Source organism: Phytopseudomonas daroniae, assembly GCF_004327285.1.
Classification (GTDB): domain Bacteria; phylum Pseudomonadota; class Gammaproteobacteria; order Pseudomonadales; family Pseudomonadaceae; genus Aquipseudomonas; species Aquipseudomonas daroniae.
On record NZ_QJUI01000018.1, the window covers coordinates 93,547 to 110,313 of the forward strand.

The following is a 16,767-nucleotide window of genomic DNA, read 5'->3' on the forward strand; positions in this document are numbered from 1 at the left end:
GCTTTTTTACTTTGAGGAGTCGACCATGAGCCGATTGAACGCCGAGCGGGTCAGCTTGAGTTTCAAGCGTCGCGGCCATTCGCAGGTCATTCTGGATAACTTCGATCTGCAGATCGACAAGGGCGCCTCCGTGGTCGTGCTCGGCCCGTCGGGCTGTGGCAAATCCAGCCTGCTCAACGTACTGGCCGGCTTCCAGACGCTCGACAGCGGCCGTGTGCATCTCGATGGCCGCACCCTCGAAGGCCCGGGTGGCGAGCGCGGTGTGGTGTTTCAGGATGACGCGCTGATGCCCTGGCTCGACGCCCTCGACAATGTTGCCCTGGGTCTGCGCCTGCGCGGCCTGAACAAGGAGCAACGGCATGCGCGGGCGCGTGAAGTGCTCGAACTGGTCGGCCTGGCCAGCCATGTCCATCACCAGATTTCCGAACTGTCCGGCGGCCAGCGTCAGCGCCTCGGGTTGGCGCGGGCACTGGCGGTCGATCCGGACTTCCTGCTGCTCGACGAGCCCTTCGGTGCTCTCGATGCCCTGACTCGCGAGCGTATGCAGTTGCTGCTGCTGGACGTCTGGAAACGCACCGGCAAAGGCCTCTTCCTGATTACCCATAGCGTCGATGAGGCGTTGTTTCTCGCCACCGACCTGATCGTGCTGGACGGCCCGCCCGCTCGTGCGGTGATCCGCCGACAACTGCCATTCGCCCGCCGCTATATCGAGGGTGAGCCGGTACGTTCGATCAAGAGCGATCCGGCCTTTGCCGAGCTGCGGCAGGAGCTGCTCGATGTCTTCCTTCAGGAGTCCGCCGACCATGCCTTCTGACGCTTTGAAAACCACTCTGAGTACTCGTCGCCGACTCATCGGAATCGGCTTCGATCGCCGTCGTGTGGCAGCCTTCGGCACCCTGGCCGCACTGGCGACGCTGTGGTGGCTGGCGACGCACCTGGAGTGGGTCGACACCATCTTCCTGCCGGCACCCGAACAACTGCTGGTGGCCCTCAAGGGGCTGCTGCAGGACGGCTACCTAGATGCCACGCTGTGGCAACACCTGAGCACCAGCCTGTGGCGCGTGCTGGTGGCGGTGCTGGCGGCAGTCGTCACGGCCGTGCCGCTGGGGATCGCCATGGGCCTGAACCCAACGCTCAACGCAGCGCTCGATCCGTTGGTGGAGTTCTACCGACCGATCCCGCCACTGGCTTATCTGCCGCTGATGGTGATCTGGTTCGGCATCGGTGAACTGTCCAAGGTGCTGCTCATCTACCTGGCGCTGTTCGCACCGCTGCTGATCGCCACCGTGGGCGGGGTGCGCCGGGTCGACCGGGCGCGTATCCAGGCGGTGCGCTGCCTTGGCGCGAGCCGGGTGCAGGTGGTGCGCCACGTGATTCTGCCCAGCGCCCTGCCGGATATCCTCACGGGTTTGCGCATCGCTCTGGGCGTCGGCTGGTCGACGCTGGTGGCGGCGGAACTGATCGCCGCCAACCAGGGCCTGGGCTTCATGGTGCAGTCCGCCGCGCAGTTCCTCGCCACCGACGTGGTGGTGGTCGGCATCCTGCTGATCGCCAGCATTGCCCTGACCATCGAGCTCGGTTTACGGGCGCTGCAAAAACGTTTCGCGTCCTGGGGCTGATCCACCTACGTATTTTTGTAACGCAGCCGTACCAACTCGCAACAAGGTTGCACGGGACTGAATAGAGAAAGACCTATGACCATCGTATTCGAACGTATCGGCCAGGCCCTTGGCGCGCGGGTGAGCGGTGTCGACCTGAGCCGCCCGCTGGATGCCGAAAGCTACGCCACCTTGCGCCAGGGGCTGCTGGAGCATCAAGTGCTGTTTCTGCGTGATCAGTTGCTGACGCCGCGCCAGCAGCGGGACGCGGCAGCGCTGTTCGGTGACCTGCACATCCACCCGATCTATCCGAAGGTCGAGGAGCAGCCGGAAATCCTCGTGCTGGATACCGACCTCAATGACCTGCGCGACAACGCCCTGTGGCACTCCGACGTGTCTTTCATCCAGTCGCCGCCGCTGGGTTCGCTGCTCAGCGCACGGCATGTCCCGCCCCATGGTGGCGATACACTGTGGGCCAGTTGCTCGGCCGCTTACGAGGGATTGTCCGCACCGATCCGCACGCTGCTCGACGGCCTGACGGCCGTGCATGACCTGACGCTGTCATTCCCGCTGGAGCGTTTCGGCAATACGCCGGACGCGCTGGAAAAATGGAATGCGGCGCGTGCTGCGAATCCGCCAGTCACCCATCCGGTGATACGTGTGCACCCGGAAACCGGGCGCAAAGGTATCTTCGTCAGCGAATCCTTCACCACGCGGATCGTCGAGCTGGAGCCCAATGAAAGCACTGCGCTGCTGCAGATGCTGTTCAAGCAGATCGCCAAACCTGAATTTTCCGTGCGCTGGCAATGGCGCCAGGGCGACCTGGCCTTCTGGGACAACCGTCTGACCCAGCACTATGCCTGCGACGACTACCGCCCGCAGCGGCGCATCATGCGCCGTGCGACGATTCTGGGAGATCGGCCGTTTGGGTCGGGGAGTGGAACGCCGTGAGTAGCGCGGGAGCAGAATAGTACGGTGCCAGACCTGTGGCCGACGGCAGAGGGGTTTTGTAAAGTCGGTAAAGACCTGGCCTTTTTTGCGGCGCTATCCGTCTTAGTAAGTAAGCACGTTGATTGGCAGTGGCCAGAACGGATGGTTGCCGAGCGTTACCCTCGAGCCTCCTATCGCAATCGACGACAAGCCGGCCCCTATCTCTCGAACCTGTAGGAGCCGGCTTGCCGGCGATTGATCACTTGGAAGTGATCAAAGCCGTGGCTGAAGCCCTGCCTTTTTGTGGAGCACGGCATTGGCCGTGGAGGCCGCTGACAAACATCGACCTCAAACCAACCCGATCAGAACTGCGGCGTGTATTTCACGCTGAACATCAGGTTGCGTGGGTCGCCGTAGATGTTGTTGCCACCCGGATCCGAGTAGGAAGGGATGTAGTAGCGCTTGTCGAACAGGTTGTTGAGGTTGAGCGCTAATTCCACTTCTGAAGTGAGCCGATAAGCCAGGTGAGCATTCCAGACGGTGAAGCCCGGCACGCTGTACTCGTTGTTGTAGCCCAGGGTATGGCTTGGCGAGTTGAACCCTGCACTAACGCTGAGGCGGTTCAGTTTACCTGGCAACTGGTACGAGCTCTCTTGAATATCACCTTTGCTCGCGCACCTGGGGCCTGCTGGTGCCAGAGCAACCGAAAACCTGAACTTTGCTGCGCCCTCCAGGGACTGACTGAGTAAGGGCAGTCAGCCCATTCGTGTTTACCAGCCCTGGAGGCGGATATGTCGGATCATCACACCTACAAGAAGGTCGAGCTGGTTGGCTCGTCCTCGACCAGTATCGAAGATGCCATCAGCAATGCCCTGGCCGAGGCCAGCAAGAGCATTCGCCATCTGGAATGGTTCGAGATCACCGAAACCCGTGGTCACATCGCCGATGGCGCGGTGGCCCATTATCAGGTCACCCTGAAGGTCGGCTTCCGCGTCGCCAACAGCTGACCACGGGCCTCTGCAGTCGCGCTTACTTGTCATAATGGCAATCTGAGACTTTATTGAAACGGGCCACCTTATGGCGCCCGGATTTGTTCACTGGTACGAGGGAGCGTTTGTGATGAAAAAAGTGTTGTTTGCAGTAGGCCTGATGGCCCTGGCGGGCTCGGCGTTCGCAGCTAAGGATTGCGAAGAGCTGAAAGGCGAGATCGATGCCAAGATCCAGGCCAATGGCGTTGCGTCCTACACCCTTGAGATCGTCGACAAAGGCAGTGTGACTGACCGTGAAGTGGTCGGCAGCTGCGGCGGCGGCACCAAGGATATCGTCTACCAGCGTAACTGATGTCTGTGGTCGAGAAGCCGGCGCGCAGCCTCTGCGACGCCGGCTTTTTGTTGCCTGCACCTTGGCCTGAGGTGGCCTGAGCCGGTCTGGAAGCGTAGAGTAAGACCTACTGTTTTACTCGGGTAAAGCGCTGGCTTTATCCACAGCCAAGGTTTTTTCTCATGACTGCACTCGCGAAACTTCCCTTTTCCGTTCTCGATCTGGCGCCGATCCGCGACACCGGCAGCCCGCAGCAGGCGCTGCATAATTCCCTGGCCTTGGCCAGGCATGTCGAGTCTCTGGACTTCAATCGCTTCTGGGTCGCTGAACACCACAACATGGACGGTATCGCCAGCTCCGCGACCGCGGTGCTGCTCGGTTATCTGGCGGCCGGCACCTCGCGCATTCGTCTGGGTTCCGGTGGGGTGATGCTGCCCAACCACGCGCCGCTGGTGATCGCCGAGCAGTTCGGCACGCTGGCGACCCTGTATCCGGGGCGGATCGAACTGGGCCTGGGCCGCGCACCCGGCGCCGATCAGTTCACTGCCCAGGCTCTGCGTCGCGAGCGTTCCGGCAGCGCCGACGATTTCCCTCAGGACGTCGCCGAACTGCAGCGCTATCTCGGCCCGCGCACGCCGGATCAACGGGTCATCGCCGTGCCAGGCACCGGCACCAACGTACCGATCTGGCTGCTCGGTTCCAGCCTGTTCAGTGCCCAACTGGCAGGCGAACTGGGTTTGCCCTACGCCTTTGCCTCGCACTTCGCGCCGCGCTACGTGCACGAGGCCATCCGCATCTATCGCAACACTTTCAAGCCGTCCGAGGTGCTCGACAAGCCTTACGTAATGCTCGGCGTGCCGCTGATGGCTGCAGATACGGACGAGCAGGCCCAGTATCTGGCGACCTCGGCCTACCAGCGCATTCTCTCGCTGATTCGCGGCCAGAGCCTGGTGCAGCGTCCGCCGGTGGAGTCGATGGAAGGCCTGTGGCTGCCCCACGAGCGAGATGCCGTCGGCAGTTTCCTCGGCATGGCGGTGATCGGCGGCCCTCAGAAGATCCGTGCGCGGCTGGACGTGCTGCTGGAGCAGACCCAGGCCGACGAACTGATCTTCACCTGCGACCACTACGACTTCGCCGATCGCCAGCATGCCTTCGATATCCTCGCCGGGCTGCGTTGATCGGGAACGTTGTAGCCGCTCCGCACCGCCCGCAAGCGAGCGCCTGGCAGGTGTACTGCTGGCGCGCTTGATCCGAAGCAGGTGCGGCGTGACTGCGGAGTCCAAAAAACTCGAACTTGCCAGGCTGCTGTCTCTCTGAACTCTGTACCCCTCATCAACAGGAGCATAGAGATGAAGAAGACAGCATCGGCCCATTGGCAGGGCGGCATCAAAGACGGCAAGGGCACCCTATCCACCCAGAGCGGCGCTCTCTCCGAGCAGCCCTACGGCTTCAATACCCGATTCGAAGACAAGTCCGGCACCAACCCTGAAGAGCTGATCGGCGCTGCACATGCCGGTTGTTTCTCCATGGCGTTGTCCAAGGAACTGGGCGAAGCTGGCATGACTGCCGAAAGTATCGACACCAAGGCCGAAGTTACCCTCGACAAGCAGGATGGTGGCTTTGCCATCACCGCCGTGCACCTGTCGCTGAAGGCCAGGGTGCCGGGCGCTGACCGTGGCGCATTCGAGAAGGCGGTAGAAACCGCCAAGACCGGTTGCCCGGTATCCAAGGTCTTGAACGCGGAAATCACCCTGGAGGTGGTGCTGGAAGCCTGACCGCCTTTTCAGCACCTCTGCACTTCAGTCGCGACGCCCGTCGCGGCTGAAGCCGCTTCTCGCAAAACCGCTCAGAAACTCCCGCAGCGCAGATTCTTGCCGCGCGCCAGCACGTTGCGCTCGGCGTCGTAGAGAATCGCCTGGCCGCGCATCACCACCGAGCGCGCCTCGACGCGATAGCGTTGACCGGCCTGGAAGTCGTCGTAGCGAATGCGGATATCACAGGTCAGCTGCTGCGGCTCGGACATCATCGATGTGCCGCCCCCGCCACTGACTTCGAAGCGGAAGCGCATCTCCAGCTCATGAGCCCCCGGGGTGACCTGAAAGTAGCGTCCGTCATTGACACGCTGGCGATCCAGACGCTCGGCCATCAGCAGGTCGATGCCTTCACCCTTGAGATCCACCCACGCCATGTTCGGGTCGGCGGCCGGCAGAGGTGAGGCGCAGGCACCGAGCAATAACAGGCTGGCGAGCAAGAGGGGCTGGCGCATCGTGGTGTCTCCCGTGGAGCGCGTACTGCAGGAGCTGCAGTATCGCGCAAAAGCATCCGCGACTTCGCGGTAGGATGAGGCGTTTACCCCCACATGACGATGGCCATGCCCGAGCATTGCACCTCCTATCTTGTCGACCTGTCACGCCGCGCGACGGTTCCCCTGTTCGCGCTGCTGCTGACGGCTTGCAGCACGGTCGATTACTACGGGCAGTTGGCCCGTGGACAGCTGCAGTTGCTGCATGCGCGGCAACCGGTGCAGACGCTGATCGAGGATCGATCGACGGATCCGCAACTGCGCCAGCGCCTGGCGCTGTCCCAGCAGGCGCGCAGCTTCGCCAGTGAGCACCTGGGGCTGCCGGACAATCGCAGCTACCGGCTTTACGCCGATCTGCAGCGGCCATTCGTGGTATGGAACCTGTTCGCCACGCCGGAGTTTTCCCTGCAGCCGCGACTGCATTGCTTTCCGATCGCGGGCTGCGTGGCCTATCGCGGTTTCTATGATCAGAACCGAGCCCGCGGTGCGGCGGCGCTGCTCGATGTGCAGGGATTGGACACTTACCTGGGTGGCGTCGAAGCCTATTCGACCCTGGGCTGGTTCGATGATCCGATCCTCAATACCATGCTGCGCTGGAGCGACGAGCGCCTGGTCGCGGTGATCTTCCACGAGCTGGCGCACCAGCAGTACTACCTGGCTGGCGACACGGCCTTCAACGAGTCCTACGCCACCTTCGTCGAACAGGAAGGCTTGCGCCAATGGCGTGCCGCGCGAGGCTTGCCGGCCCCGAAGGCGCTGGGCGTTCTGCCTCGCGAGCAGTTCACCGAGCTGGTGCTGGGCAGCCGTGCACGCCTGGAAACCCTGTATGCCAGCGACCTGGACGCCGAGGCGATGCGTGCCGGCAAACAGGCCGAGTTCGACCGCCTGCGTGACGAATACCGGCAACTGCGCGCCACGCAATGGAAAGGCGTCGGTTATTACGACGGCTGGATCAACGGGCCACTGAACAATGCCAAGCTGCTGCCCTTTGGGCTGTATGATCGCTGGGTGCCGGCGTTCGCCAGCCTGTTCCGCGAGGTCGAAGGCCACTGGCCGGCGTTCTATCGTAGGGTCGCCGAGTTGGGCGCCTTGCCCGCCGACGAGCGACTGACACAACTGCAGGCGCTGGATGTTGTCCGAGAGGAACGAAGTAGGCACAACACAGAGGATGGGTCGTGATGAAAGGATGGACGGCAGTGATGCTGGTGCTTGGCCTGATGGGCAGCAATGCCTGGGCCGCACCCAAGTCGTGCGAAGAGCTCAAGCAGGAGATCGAGGTGAAGATCCAGGCCGCTGGCGTGTCCAGCTATACACTGGAAATCGTGCCGAACGAAGAGGTCGAGGACGACAGCATGGTGATCGGCACCTGCGACAACGGCAGCCGCAAGGTGATCTATCAGCGCAATGACCTGACCGGTTCGAGGATGATGTAGCGGCCGAAGTCGCTACCGCTTAGCCGGCGAACGCCTGGTGCAACTGCGCCAGCGTCTGAAAGTGATGGGCCGGCCGTTCGCCGCTCAGTTCTCCCTGGCTGCCAAAGCCGTAACCCACCGCTACAGCGCTCAGGCCGTTGCTGTGAGCGCCGATCAGGTCGTGCTTGCGGTCGCCGATCATCAAGGTGTCGGTCGGGCTCAGACCTTCCTGCTGCAACAGATGTGCGATCAGCTCCACCTTGTTGGTGCGCGTGCCATCCAGTTCGCTGCCGTAAATCGCCTTGAAGTAGTGGCCGAAATCGAAGTGGCGGGCGATCTCGGTGGCGAACACAGTGGGCTTGCTGGTGGCGATATACAGCGTGCGCCCCTGCTCGCGCAGCAGTTGCAATAGCTCGACGATGCCCTCGAATACCTGATTCTCGTACAGCCCGACTTCGCGAAAACGCACCCGGTAGTGATTCACCGCATCCCAGGCGCGCGCCTCGCTGAGGCTGTAAGTCTGCATGAAGCACTGCAGCAGCGGCGGGCCGATGAAATGCTCCAGGGCCTGCAGATCTGGCTCATGGATATCCAGCTGCGTCAGGGCGTATTGCACCGAACGGGTGATGCCTTCACGCGGATCGGTCAGGGTGCCGTCGAGGTCGAAGAGAAGGGTGCTCTGCTGCATGGGGAATGTCCGCTGGCCTGAATCGGCGCGAATTGTCCCGCAGCGCAAGCGTTTCCGGCAACTCAGACCCGTGTCGGGCGATAGATCCAGCGCAGGCTCAGACGCGTCAGCGGCCAGAGCAGTGCCAGCAGCAGGAGGCCGAACAGCAGCATGACCGCCAGGGCCGTTCGCTCCGAGCCGATATACAGAACCAGCGCCAGTACTATGCAGAGCACCACGGCGGCGACCAGCCACATGGCCATGCAAGCCAGCACGCTCGCCAGCAGGCGGCCGATGGCGAGTCGCGGTAGCTGTGGCGGCAGGGCGCCGTGGGCCGCGACCAGCGCTATCAGTCCATACACCAGGCCGGCGGCGCTGCTGGCAGCATGCAGCCACTCCATGCCATAAGGGTTGATGACCGCCATCGGTAGCAGTGCCAGCAGCTTCGTATAAATCACTGCGAAGCACAGGCCGAAGGCCAGCGCGACTTCACCTCGGCCGATCAGGCTGGCACCGGCGTCGACCCGTGCCGTGCGGCGCATCAGGTGCAGGCTCAGCCAGAGCGGCAGCAGCGTCGCCAGGAGGAAATACACAAAGTCCAATGGCTGCATCAGTATCGTCGGGGAGATGCCATGGCTTCCTTCGTACAGCCACGGCATCAACCGGCCCCACAGCATGCTGTAGAGCATGCCGACCAACACCAAGGCAATGAAATAGAGACCGACGTAGAGCGCGATCAGTCGTTCGGGGTGGGCGAACCGTGCCAGGTCGCGACGTTGCATGAAATAACGGGTGAGCAGTAGCGCACTGCAAGCGTCTATCAGCAGCGCATAGAACCAGAAGGGGACGATATGCAGAATGTTGTCCAGATAGCCCTGCAGGTGATCGGGCTCCATGGAAAACCACATGGTTGCGAACTTGAGCAGCAGGCCAGCCAGGCTGCACAACAAGGCCACGGCCATCATTTGCAGGGGTAGCCGTGATGCTGGCTGTGTCGCAGGGACAGGGTCGGGGTTCGCCTGGGGAATGGCGTAGGGGTTGCTGTGCATGGCGAATCCTTTCTAGGGCACCTCTCTGGATGGTTGCAGGATAAACCGTCGAGAGGCTCGCTGCTGTGATCGCCCTACAGTCCGCGTTACCGGGGCCAACTGGTGCGAACAGATCCCTGTCTGCTCTGATTCGATAAGCCCTCCGTGGCATCTGTCTTCGCCAAGCCATGACAGCGAGTGATCGCATTGACGGCGGCATGGGCTTATCAGCGCTAACGTTGCCCGTGCGCATTGAAACATTTTGTTTCATTTGCTCTTGCGGCAGACGCCGGGTTTTGCGGGGCTCATTCGTCTTGGGTGGTAAGAGCCGGAAGTTTTCCCGTTCTCCATGAGTTGCACGGCGCCCGTGTAGGCGCATCGCACCTTTCACGTTGCACCTCGCCCTCGGCTGTCTGCTGCCGTCGCTTGCCTGAGTGTGAGCAGCACGGTCGGTAGGTATGGCCAGGGATGGTTATTGGATGCTCAGGCAGAGGTCGGGCCAGTCATGACGTTTTCCCCTTTTCTCATTCGCCGGCGCTGGCTGTTCGCCGCGGTCGCGCTCGTGCCGATCATCGCCTTCGGCTGGTTGAACGGCGAACCGACGTCGGCCTACGAAACCGTTGTGGTGGGCCGCGGCGATGTCGAAGCCACGGTGGTCGCCATCGGCACCCTGCAGCCACGCTACTCGGTGGATGTCGGCGCCCAGGTGTCCGGGCAGATCATGCGTTTGCATGTGGAGCCGGGTGATCAGGTGGAAAAGGGCCAACTGCTCGCCGAGATCGACGCCAGCCTGCACGAAGCCACGGTCGAGGCCGACCGTGCCGCGCTGCTGGGGTTACGTGCACAGCTGGAAGAGCAGCAGGCACAACTGCTGCTGGCGCGTCAGCAGCACGAGCGACAAATCCACCTGGCCAGGCTCGATGCCACCCGCGAGGAAGATGTGCAGACTGCAGCCGCTGGCTACAAATCGGCCAGGGCGCGGCTCGATAACCTGCGTGCGCAGATCGCCGAAAGCCAGGCGCTGCTCAAGCGCAACGAGGCGCAACTGAGCTACACGCGCATCTACGCGCCCATCGCCGGCTCCGTGTTGGGCGTCGATGTGAAGGAGGGGCAGACCCTCAACGCCACCTACCAGACGCCCACGGTGATGCGCATCGCCGACTTGCGCAGCATGACCGGCTGGACGCGTGTTTCCGAGGCCGATATCCGCCGTGTCAAGGCAGGCCTGCCGCTGTACTTCACCACCCTCGGCGGCGATGAGCGACGCTGGCACAGCACGGTGCGCCAGGTGCTGCCCGCGCCACCGGTCACCCCCACCGGGCAGGGTGAGGCGAGCAGCGGCGCCGCCGAACCGGAAAAGGTGGTGCAGTACACCGTGCTGTTCGAGGTGGATAACAGCGACGGCGAACTGATGCCGCAGATGACCGCCCAGGTGGTGTTCGTCACCGCCTCGGCGAAGGATGTGCTCACCGCGCCGCTGGACGCTTTGCAGGGCAAACCGGGTAATTACCAGGTGCGCATTCTGGCCAAAGGCGAGCAGCCCGAGACACGTGCGGTGAAGGTCGGCGCCCGGGATCGCCAGGTGGCGGAGATTCTCGACGGCCTGCAGGAAGGCGAACGCCTGGTGACCGGCGAGGCGCAGGCCGAATCGGGCATGTCGAGGTTCCAGTGGTGACCCCGCTGATCGAACTGCAGGGTATCCGGCGCACCTATGGTGGCGAAAACGGCGCGCCGGCCGTGGATGTACTACGTGGCATCAGCCTGTCGATCCAGGCCGGAGAGTTCGTCGCCATCGTCGGCACTTCCGGCTCCGGCAAGTCGACGCTGATGAACATGCTCGGCTGTCTGGATCGTCCCAGTGCCGGCAGCTACCGCTTCGCCGGCGAGGATGTGGCGGCCTTCGATGTCGATCAACTGGCCTGGCTGCGTCGCGAGGCGTTCGGTTTCGTGTTCCAGGGCTATCACCTGATCGCCACCGAGTCCGCGCGGGAGAACGTCGAGGTACCGGCCATCTACGCCGGCATGCCGGCCGAGCAGCGCCGCGAGCGTGCGTCTGCGCTATTGCGTCGGCTGGGGCTGGACGAGCGTCTGGAGCACCGACCGGGTCAGTTGTCCGGCGGCCAGCAACAGCGCGTATCGATTGCTCGCGCGTTGATGAACGGCGGGCGCATCATCCTCGCCGACGAACCCACCGGCGCGCTGGACAGCCGTAGCGGCAAGGAAGTGATGGCGCTGCTGCACGAGTTGGCCGACGCCGGTCACACCATCATCCTCATCACCCACGACCGCGACGTCGCCGCCCAGGCGCGGCGGGTGATCGAGATCCGCGATGGCGAGATCATCAGCGACAGTGGTGCCACCGTACCGGGCAATGCGCTACCCGCGCCGGACATGCGACAAGCCGGGCGCGACAGCGGCGCTTCCTTCTTCAGCGAGCTGGGCGAGATGCTGCGTGGTGCCTGGCGGGTGTTGTCGATTCACCGTTTCCGCACCGCGCTGACCCTGTTGGGCATCGTCATCGGCGTGGCCTCGGTGATTGTCATGCTCGCCGTCGGTGAAGGTGCCCGCCAGAAGGTGGTCGCCGAAATGGGCGTGATGGGTGCCAACATGATGTACGTATCCAGCGACGTGCCGCGCACTGGCGGGCCCATCGGCGTGCTTACCGAGGGCGACTTCGAGGCCATCGGCAAGCTGCGCGAAGTGGCGCGGGTGATGCCGGTGCTGCGCGATCCGGCGTTGATCCGCCACGGCCAGCAGGCGCTGCAGACCGAAGTGCTCGGCGTTGGTGAACACCTGCCGCACATTCACCGTTGGCCGGTGGCGCGTGGGCGTTTCTTCAGCGCCGCGGAGAACCGTGAAATCGCCCCGGTGGCGGTACTCGGTCATGAGGTGTACACCAGCGTGTTCCCGGATGGCAGCGATCCGCTGGGCAAGATCATCCTGATCAACAGCTCGCCCTTCGAGGTGATCGGGGTGATGAGCGAGAAGGGTAGCGAAGCGGGCGGCAACTACCCGGACGAGCAGGTTCTGGTGCCGCACAGCACGGGCGTGGTACGGGTGTTCCCCAAGCTGCGTGACGAGAGCTATGGGGCCATCGAAGTGAAGAGCAGCGACCTGGTCGCCCAGGCCCAGGCATCGCTCGAAGAGCTGATGCTACAGCGCCACGGTCGGCAGGATTTTCGCGTCTACAACTCCGCCGCCAAGCTGCAGGCCGAGGCCAAGACGCGGCAGAGCATGACCCTGATGCTTGGCCTGATCGCTGCCGTGTCGCTATTGGTCGGCGGTATCGGCGTGATGAACGTGATGCTGATGACGGTACGCGAGCGCACCCGCGAGATCGGCATCCGCATGGCGACCGGCGCACGGCAGCGCGACATCCTGCGCCAGTTTCTCACCGAATCGGTGCTGGTGACGCTGGTCGGTGGCAGCGTTGGCGTCGTCACCGGGTTGCTGTTCGGTGCGCTGCTGATCGCCTGGAGCGTGCCGCTGGTGTTCTCGCTGTCGGCCATGTTGCTGGCATTCGCCTGCTCGGTGGGCACCGGCCTGGTGTTCGGCTACCTGCCGGCCAGAACCGCCGCACAGCTCGACCCCGTGGTGGCGCTGGCGCAATGACAGGCATTCACATGAACCGCTATCTGCTTCCCTGGCTGCTCGGTGCGCTGCTCGTGACTGGCTGCACGAACACCTTGCAAGCCCCGGCAGAGCTGCCCGCGCCGCCCGAACGGTGGCGCAATGCGTCAGCGATATCCGGTGAGCGTCCCACGGCCGACTGGTGGCGCGCTTTCGCCAGCCCGGAGCTGGATCGGCTGCAGCAGCAGGCGCTGGCCAATAACCAGGATCTGGCGGCGGCGCTGGCGCGCCTGCGGCAGGCCGAAGCGAGCGCCCGCCTGGCAGGCGCGGCCCTGTTGCCGACGCTCGATGGCAACCTGGGGGCCAGCCGCGAGGCGCGTCTCGGCGGCAATCCCGATACCGACGGCAACAGCTACAGCGCCGGGGTCGCCGCCAGCTATGAAGTGGATCTATGGGGGCGCCTGCGCGCGAGCCGGGACAGCGCCCTGTTCGCCGTGCAGGCCAGCCGCTTCGACCGCGACGCCCTGCGGGTGACCCTGACCGCCGGCGTCGCTTCCGCCTGGTTGCAGAACGTCGGTCTGGACGAGCGCCAGCGCATTGCCCGACTCAATCTGGAAAACGCCGAGCGCGTGCTGACCACCGTCGCCGCCCGCCAGGGCGCGGGTGCTTCGACCTCGTTGGAACTGGCGCAGCAACGCGGTGTGGTCGCCCTGCAGCGACGTTTTCTGGCATCCATCGGTCAGCAGCGTGAAGACAGCCTGGCGACACTGGCCGTGCTGCTCGGCCAGCGAGTGGACGAGTTGCCGGGCGAAACGCCGCGCCTCGCCGACCTGCCCATGCCCGAATTGAGTGCCGGCATCCCCAGCGAGCTGCTGCTGCAGCGCCCGGATCTGGCCCGGGCGGAGGCCAGCCTGGCCGCTGCCGATGCCAACGTGCAGGCGGCGCGCGCGGCTCTGCTGCCCCGCCTGAGCCTGACCGCCGGTGTCGGCGGCGAGGCCGACAAGGCGTCACGGGTATTCAGCAATCCGTTGTACTCGCTGGCGGCGGCGCTGACCGCGCCGATCTTCGACGGCGGCAGCCTGGCGGCGGGCCGTGACCTGGCCATGGCCGAGCGCGAGGAATTGCTCGCCGATTACCGGGCCACCCTGGTCGGCGCCTTCGCCGAGGTGGAAGTGGCGCTCAACGGCCTGAGCGGAACCCAGGCGCAACTGCAGGCGCAGAACGAGGTGCTGACCCAGGCCGAACTGGCCTTCCGCCTGGCCGAGTCCCGCTACCGTGCCGGCGCCGAGACCCTGCTCACCCTGCTCGACACCCAGCGCAGCCTGTACAGCGCCCAGGACGAGGCCGCGCAGTTGCGCTTGTTGCGGCTGCAGGCCAGTGTCGATCTGGCGCGCGCCCTCGGCGGCGGCTGGCAGATAGAGACAGAGGGCGTGCAGACGCCCTGATCTATTGCCTCATTGGTACTGTTCCAGCTCCTCCAGCAGGTCTGCGCGCAGGCCTGCGGCGTCGACCAGTGGAGCCGCCTGGCCGGGTACCTGAAAGGTATTCATTTGGGGCGCGGTATCGTTCAGATGGCTATCGATGAATGCCTGCAGTTGCAGGGCGACGACATTGGCCCGCGCCCATGGCGGCGAGATGGGCGCCAACGCTGCGCGGGCACCAGTCGAAATGCTCCAGCAGGCGCCGGGCCAGTTGTTCGTCCGCATCACCGAGTTGCCGGGCCAGATGCTCGCGTGCCTTTGCCGTATGCAGGCCGAAGTACAGCGGCACCACCCAGCGTTCACGCAACGAATCCTCCAGCGGCTCGCGGCGACAAGGCACCTCGAGCCCGGCGAAGGGGTTGGCATGCCTGACGGTGGCACCGGCGATATGATCGTCCAGGCTCATGGGCTTCGCCTTGTTTTCATATAACCGCCGTCATCTCCCGGGTAATCCTAGTCCTTCGGCTGAGCCGGAATACGGTCTTGCAGTTCCGGGCGCGGGTAGGTGCGAAATTCGTCGGCCCACTTGTCCGGGGATGGGATTATCTCGAACGCTGGCAATTCGTCGTAGATGAAATCGAATCTGAAGTTACCGTCCGGGGAGAGGGTCAAGGTAGCGGTATACCAAGCATGGCCGTTCTCATGGATGGCCGCCATCTTGGGGCGTAGTTCGCGGAACGCGTCGCTGACTTCATCTTCGACGACGAACGACACTGTTTTTCCGTCGCTGCGCAAATAGTGACCGGTCTCCGAAAAAAAGCGGGTAATGGCCTGGAACGAATAGGTAGCGTGTATCCAGCCGGTGTCCGGCAATTCATCGTGCACGCCTTGAGCAATGGTTTGCTGCAGTTGTTCCATATCGGATAGCGTTCCCGTCGACGCCAGGATTTGGCTACAGAGAAAGGAATATCGTGCCCATCACATGACAGGTTTGAATTGAGAGTCCGGGGCGTCCTTCTCGAACTCCGATCCAACAGGCGCCTCTAGGAAGGTCACGATTGTGGGATCATAATTGGCAATCGTATTGACGTCGTAAACGGCATGGAACGATGGCGTACTCATATAGGCGTCATCCTCCAGTCCAGAAAAAAAGCGCCATCCACTGTCCTGCTCGTTCCGCGGTTTTCGCGGTACATGTACATCACCGGATGACCTTCAACCGTGATGCAAGCAAGCTTGTCGATTATTCGTAGTTTATCTTTGCATGCTCCCCGATATTTTTCTTTATCCAGTCTTTACGTCGCGCGCCAGCGGTACCCAGATCTGAAACGTCTTCGTAGCCGAAATCTATTGAGAACCGTCCTTCTTCATTGAGCCAGACTGTTATCGTGCTCCATACATCTTGTTTGAGTGATTTGAATTGTTCGCGTAGATTAAAAATCAGGTCATCGAGATCATCCAGTCCGTCGTAAATATGGAAGTATTCATTCTGTTGGGTTTGATAGAAGACTTCTGTACCCGATACGTCATCCAGAAGCTCGGCTGTCGCCCAGGCCTGGCGGAAGTCGGATGGTAAAGCATTCAAAAGCTCCTGCCCTATTTCGGGATAAAGGGCCTCTATTTCAGGTGTCATGATAGTTATCCTCCGTATTGATTTCTGAATCGCTTGATCGGTTGTGGCTCGCCGTTGATCCAGTGCCTGACGGTGATTGTATCTGGGCGCAGCGAGTCTCCCTTAAACTTGGGAACGATTTCAACTTTTACCGTGTCCTGATTTTGTAAGGCGCGATCCCAGGCGTTTTCAAGTTTCTTGTAGGCGCTGTTGTTGAAATTGCCATTTTGCGCAAAGTGATTGAAGTCATCCATAGGGCCATCGAAGCGGCGACCGATATAGTGGCCTCCCTGATCGTCAGACAGACGATCCGCGCCTCCAGCCTCTCGTTGTGCCTTGGCATTGCGCCCCTGAGACTTGTTGAGCTTCAGGTCACCTTCAACTTTGGTCACTCTACCTTGGTCATCGAGATGGTAGGTGTAGCCATTCTTGCTGACCGTTCTAGGGCGTTTGATGTGCACGCCTTCAGTCGCTATATCATTGGCTTTTGTAGCATCCTGCGTGACCTCTGCGCTGCGACCTGCCTTTGCCGCATCACCCGCGACATCAGCGGCTCGTGCGGTATCTGCCGCTGCATCCAGGGCACGCGTACCGCGCGCCGCCTTGCCCAGTGTGCCGGCGCCCTTCGCTGCGGCGCCAACGGGGATGAGCATCGACAGCACCGAGCCGCCGGTCTGTGCATCGCTGGTCAGTTCGAACAGGTCGTCGGCGTAGCCAGAGGCCATCATCTGGCTTGCCTGGCTGGCCAGTTCGTTGGCTTTGGCCAGGTCGCCGGCCTGGTGGGCGGCAAGGGCAGCCTTTTCCATGGCGTCGGCGCGCATGGCGATGCTGGGCAGGCCTGCCGCCGAGCTGTACTTGCTGGCCAGTACGCCGAGGTTCCACAGATCCGTAGGCAGGTTGCCGATGC

Annotated in this window: 20 protein-coding genes and 1 pseudogene; 12 read left to right on the forward strand and 9 right to left on the reverse strand. The window is 62.8% G+C overall.

Features of this window, described 5'->3' with window-relative positions:
- Positions 1–25: 25 nt before the first annotated feature.
- The 3 genes from DNK06_RS19525 (at position 26) to tauD (ending at position 2,549) form a co-directional block, all read left to right on the forward strand.
- The gene (locus DNK06_RS19525; RefSeq protein ID WP_131181666.1) at positions 26–814 is read left to right on the forward strand and encodes a taurine ABC transporter ATP-binding protein; all 789 of its coding nucleotides are present in this window, start codon (positions 26–28) and stop codon (positions 812–814) included.
- Positions 804–1,619, forward strand: coding sequence for a taurine ABC transporter permease TauC (gene tauC / locus DNK06_RS19530; protein WP_131181667.1), 816 nt, complete (start codon positions 804–806; stop codon positions 1,617–1,619). Before DNK06_RS19525 ends, tauC begins: the two co-directional genes overlap by 11 nt.
- A 75-nt stretch (positions 1,620–1,694) precedes the next feature.
- Positions 1,695–2,549: a taurine dioxygenase gene (tauD, locus tag DNK06_RS19535; protein ID WP_131181668.1), complete on the forward strand. Its 855-nt coding sequence runs from the start codon at positions 1,695–1,697 to the stop codon at positions 2,547–2,549.
- 341 nt (positions 2,550–2,890) lie between these two features.
- Here tauD and DNK06_RS19540 read toward each other — a convergent pair whose 3' ends face one another.
- A complete protein-coding gene (locus DNK06_RS19540; protein WP_278248827.1) occupies positions 2,891–3,166 on the reverse strand; it encodes a TonB-dependent receptor in 276 nt (91 codons plus the stop codon).
- Positions 3,167–3,319: 153 nt separating this feature from the next.
- Here DNK06_RS19540 and DNK06_RS19545 point away from each other — a divergent pair, with 153 nt between their 5' ends.
- From DNK06_RS19545 to DNK06_RS19560, 4 genes are all read left to right on the forward strand, one after another.
- Entirely contained in the window at positions 3,320–3,535 is a 216-nt protein-coding gene (locus DNK06_RS19545) for a dodecin (protein ID WP_042553536.1), read from the forward strand.
- Between the two features lie 112 nt (positions 3,536–3,647).
- Complete coding sequence (locus DNK06_RS19550; protein ID WP_131181670.1) at positions 3,648–3,869, forward strand: DUF1161 domain-containing protein; 222 nt, start codon at positions 3,648–3,650, stop codon at positions 3,867–3,869.
- A gap of 161 nt (positions 3,870–4,030) precedes the next feature.
- The gene (locus DNK06_RS19555) at positions 4,031–5,026 is read left to right on the forward strand and encodes an LLM class flavin-dependent oxidoreductase (protein ID WP_131181671.1); all 996 of its coding nucleotides are present in this window, start codon (positions 4,031–4,033) and stop codon (positions 5,024–5,026) included.
- Between the two features lie 171 nt (positions 5,027–5,197).
- Positions 5,198–5,623, forward strand: a complete 426-nt coding sequence (locus tag DNK06_RS19560) for an OsmC family protein (protein ID WP_131181672.1) — start codon at positions 5,198–5,200, stop codon at positions 5,621–5,623.
- Between the two features lie 71 nt (positions 5,624–5,694).
- Here DNK06_RS19560 and DNK06_RS19565 read toward each other — a convergent pair whose 3' ends face one another.
- Positions 5,695–6,114: a PA0061/PA0062 family lipoprotein gene (locus DNK06_RS19565; protein WP_131181673.1), complete on the reverse strand. Its 420-nt coding sequence runs from the start codon at positions 6,112–6,114 to the stop codon at positions 5,695–5,697.
- Positions 6,115–6,213: 99 nt separating this feature from the next.
- Here DNK06_RS19565 and DNK06_RS19570 point away from each other — a divergent pair, with 99 nt between their 5' ends.
- Entirely contained in the window at positions 6,214–7,329 is a 1,116-nt protein-coding gene (locus DNK06_RS19570) for an aminopeptidase (RefSeq protein WP_479724665.1), read from the forward strand.
- Positions 7,329–7,583, forward strand: coding sequence for a DUF1161 domain-containing protein (locus DNK06_RS19575; RefSeq protein ID WP_131181675.1), 255 nt, complete (start codon positions 7,329–7,331; stop codon positions 7,581–7,583). The genes DNK06_RS19570 and DNK06_RS19575 overlap by 1 nt, the downstream gene beginning before the upstream one ends.
- Before the next feature lie 19 nt (positions 7,584–7,602).
- On the opposite strand, the gene DNK06_RS19580 is transcribed toward DNK06_RS19575, so the two are convergent.
- Both DNK06_RS19580 and DNK06_RS19585 read right to left on the reverse strand, forming a co-directional pair.
- The gene (locus DNK06_RS19580; protein WP_131181676.1) at positions 7,603–8,250 is read right to left on the reverse strand and encodes an HAD family hydrolase; all 648 of its coding nucleotides are present in this window, start codon (positions 8,248–8,250) and stop codon (positions 7,603–7,605) included.
- A 62-nt stretch (positions 8,251–8,312) separates the two neighbouring features.
- Positions 8,313–9,278, reverse strand: coding sequence for a hypothetical protein (locus tag DNK06_RS19585; RefSeq protein WP_131181677.1), 966 nt, complete (start codon positions 9,276–9,278; stop codon positions 8,313–8,315).
- Positions 9,279–9,762: 484 nt separating this feature from the next.
- Between DNK06_RS19585 and DNK06_RS19590 the strand changes: the two genes are divergently transcribed.
- From DNK06_RS19590 to DNK06_RS19600, 3 genes are read left to right on the forward strand one after another with little or no spacing between them, the layout of a single operon-like run.
- Complete coding sequence (locus DNK06_RS19590; protein ID WP_131181678.1) at positions 9,763–10,932, forward strand: efflux RND transporter periplasmic adaptor subunit; 1,170 nt, start codon at positions 9,763–9,765, stop codon at positions 10,930–10,932.
- On the forward strand, positions 10,926–12,869 hold the full coding sequence (locus DNK06_RS19595; protein ID WP_131181679.1) for a MacB family efflux pump subunit: 1,944 nt from the start codon (positions 10,926–10,928) through the stop codon (positions 12,867–12,869). The genes DNK06_RS19590 and DNK06_RS19595 overlap by 7 nt, the downstream gene beginning before the upstream one ends.
- 11 nt (positions 12,870–12,880) lie before the next feature.
- The gene (locus DNK06_RS19600) at positions 12,881–14,272 is read left to right on the forward strand and encodes an efflux transporter outer membrane subunit (protein ID WP_131181680.1); all 1,392 of its coding nucleotides are present in this window, start codon (positions 12,881–12,883) and stop codon (positions 14,270–14,272) included.
- A 130-nt stretch (positions 14,273–14,402) separates the two neighbouring features.
- Here the strand turns inward: DNK06_RS19600 and DNK06_RS19605 are convergent, their stop codons facing one another.
- The 5 genes and pseudogenes from DNK06_RS19605 to DNK06_RS19625 all read right to left on the reverse strand — a co-directional run.
- Positions 14,403–14,714 carry a hypothetical protein gene (locus DNK06_RS19605; RefSeq protein ID WP_131181681.1) on the reverse strand — a complete coding sequence of 104 codons (312 nt, stop codon included), beginning with the start codon at positions 14,712–14,714 and terminating at the stop codon, positions 14,403–14,405.
- 47 nt (positions 14,715–14,761) lie between these two features.
- On the reverse strand, positions 14,762–15,166 hold the full coding sequence (locus DNK06_RS19610) for an antitoxin YezG family protein (RefSeq protein ID WP_131181682.1): 405 nt from the start codon (positions 15,164–15,166) through the stop codon (positions 14,762–14,764).
- A gap of 60 nt (positions 15,167–15,226) precedes the next feature.
- Positions 15,227–15,421 (reverse strand): annotated as a pseudogene (locus DNK06_RS25550) (immunity protein Imm33 domain-containing protein); the annotation flags it as partial.
- A gap of 70 nt (positions 15,422–15,491) precedes the next feature.
- Entirely contained in the window at positions 15,492–15,881 is a 390-nt protein-coding gene (locus DNK06_RS19620) for an immunity protein YezG family protein (RefSeq protein WP_131181683.1), read from the reverse strand.
- Between the two features lie 5 nt (positions 15,882–15,886).
- A partial coding sequence (locus tag DNK06_RS19625; protein WP_207391060.1) for a DNA/RNA non-specific endonuclease occupies positions 15,887–16,767 on the reverse strand: 881 nt, incomplete at its 5' end.

Bases quoted from the DNA above. Each gene is read 5' to 3' on its own strand.
- DNK06_RS19525 (WP_131181666.1), top strand. From the start codon at position 26: ATGAGCCGATTGAACGCCGAGCGGGTCAGCTTGAGTTTCAAGCGTCGC.
- tauC (WP_131181667.1), top strand. From the start codon at position 804: ATGCCTTCTGACGCTTTGAAAACCACTCTGAGTACTCGTCGCCGACTC.
- tauD (WP_131181668.1), top strand. From the start codon at position 1,695: ATGACCATCGTATTCGAACGTATCGGCCAGGCCCTTGGCGCGCGGGTG.
- DNK06_RS19545 (WP_042553536.1), top strand. From the start codon at position 3,320: ATGTCGGATCATCACACCTACAAGAAGGTCGAGCTGGTTGGCTCGTCC.
- DNK06_RS19550 (WP_131181670.1), top strand. From the start codon at position 3,648: ATGAAAAAAGTGTTGTTTGCAGTAGGCCTGATGGCCCTGGCGGGCTCG.
- DNK06_RS19555 (WP_131181671.1), top strand. From the start codon at position 4,031: ATGACTGCACTCGCGAAACTTCCCTTTTCCGTTCTCGATCTGGCGCCG.
- DNK06_RS19560 (WP_131181672.1), top strand. From the start codon at position 5,198: ATGAAGAAGACAGCATCGGCCCATTGGCAGGGCGGCATCAAAGACGGC.
- DNK06_RS19565 (WP_131181673.1), bottom strand. From the start codon at position 6,114: ATGCGCCAGCCCCTCTTGCTCGCCAGCCTGTTATTGCTCGGTGCCTGC.
- DNK06_RS19570 (WP_479724665.1), top strand. From the start codon at position 6,214: ATGGCCATGCCCGAGCATTGCACCTCCTATCTTGTCGACCTGTCACGC.
- DNK06_RS19575 (WP_131181675.1), top strand. From the start codon at position 7,329: ATGAAAGGATGGACGGCAGTGATGCTGGTGCTTGGCCTGATGGGCAGC.
- DNK06_RS19580 (WP_131181676.1), bottom strand. From the start codon at position 8,250: ATGCAGCAGAGCACCCTTCTCTTCGACCTCGACGGCACCCTGACCGAT.
- DNK06_RS19585 (WP_131181677.1), bottom strand. From the start codon at position 9,278: ATGCACAGCAACCCCTACGCCATTCCCCAGGCGAACCCCGACCCTGTC.
- DNK06_RS19590 (WP_131181678.1), top strand. From the start codon at position 9,763: ATGACGTTTTCCCCTTTTCTCATTCGCCGGCGCTGGCTGTTCGCCGCG.
- DNK06_RS19600 (WP_131181680.1), top strand. From the start codon at position 12,881: ATGAACCGCTATCTGCTTCCCTGGCTGCTCGGTGCGCTGCTCGTGACT.
- DNK06_RS19605 (WP_131181681.1), bottom strand. From the start codon at position 14,714: ATGAGCCTGGACGATCATATCGCCGGTGCCACCGTCAGGCATGCCAAC.
- DNK06_RS19610 (WP_131181682.1), bottom strand. From the start codon at position 15,166: ATGGAACAACTGCAGCAAACCATTGCTCAAGGCGTGCACGATGAATTG.
- DNK06_RS19620 (WP_131181683.1), bottom strand. From the start codon at position 15,881: ATGACACCTGAAATAGAGGCCCTTTATCCCGAAATAGGGCAGGAGCTT.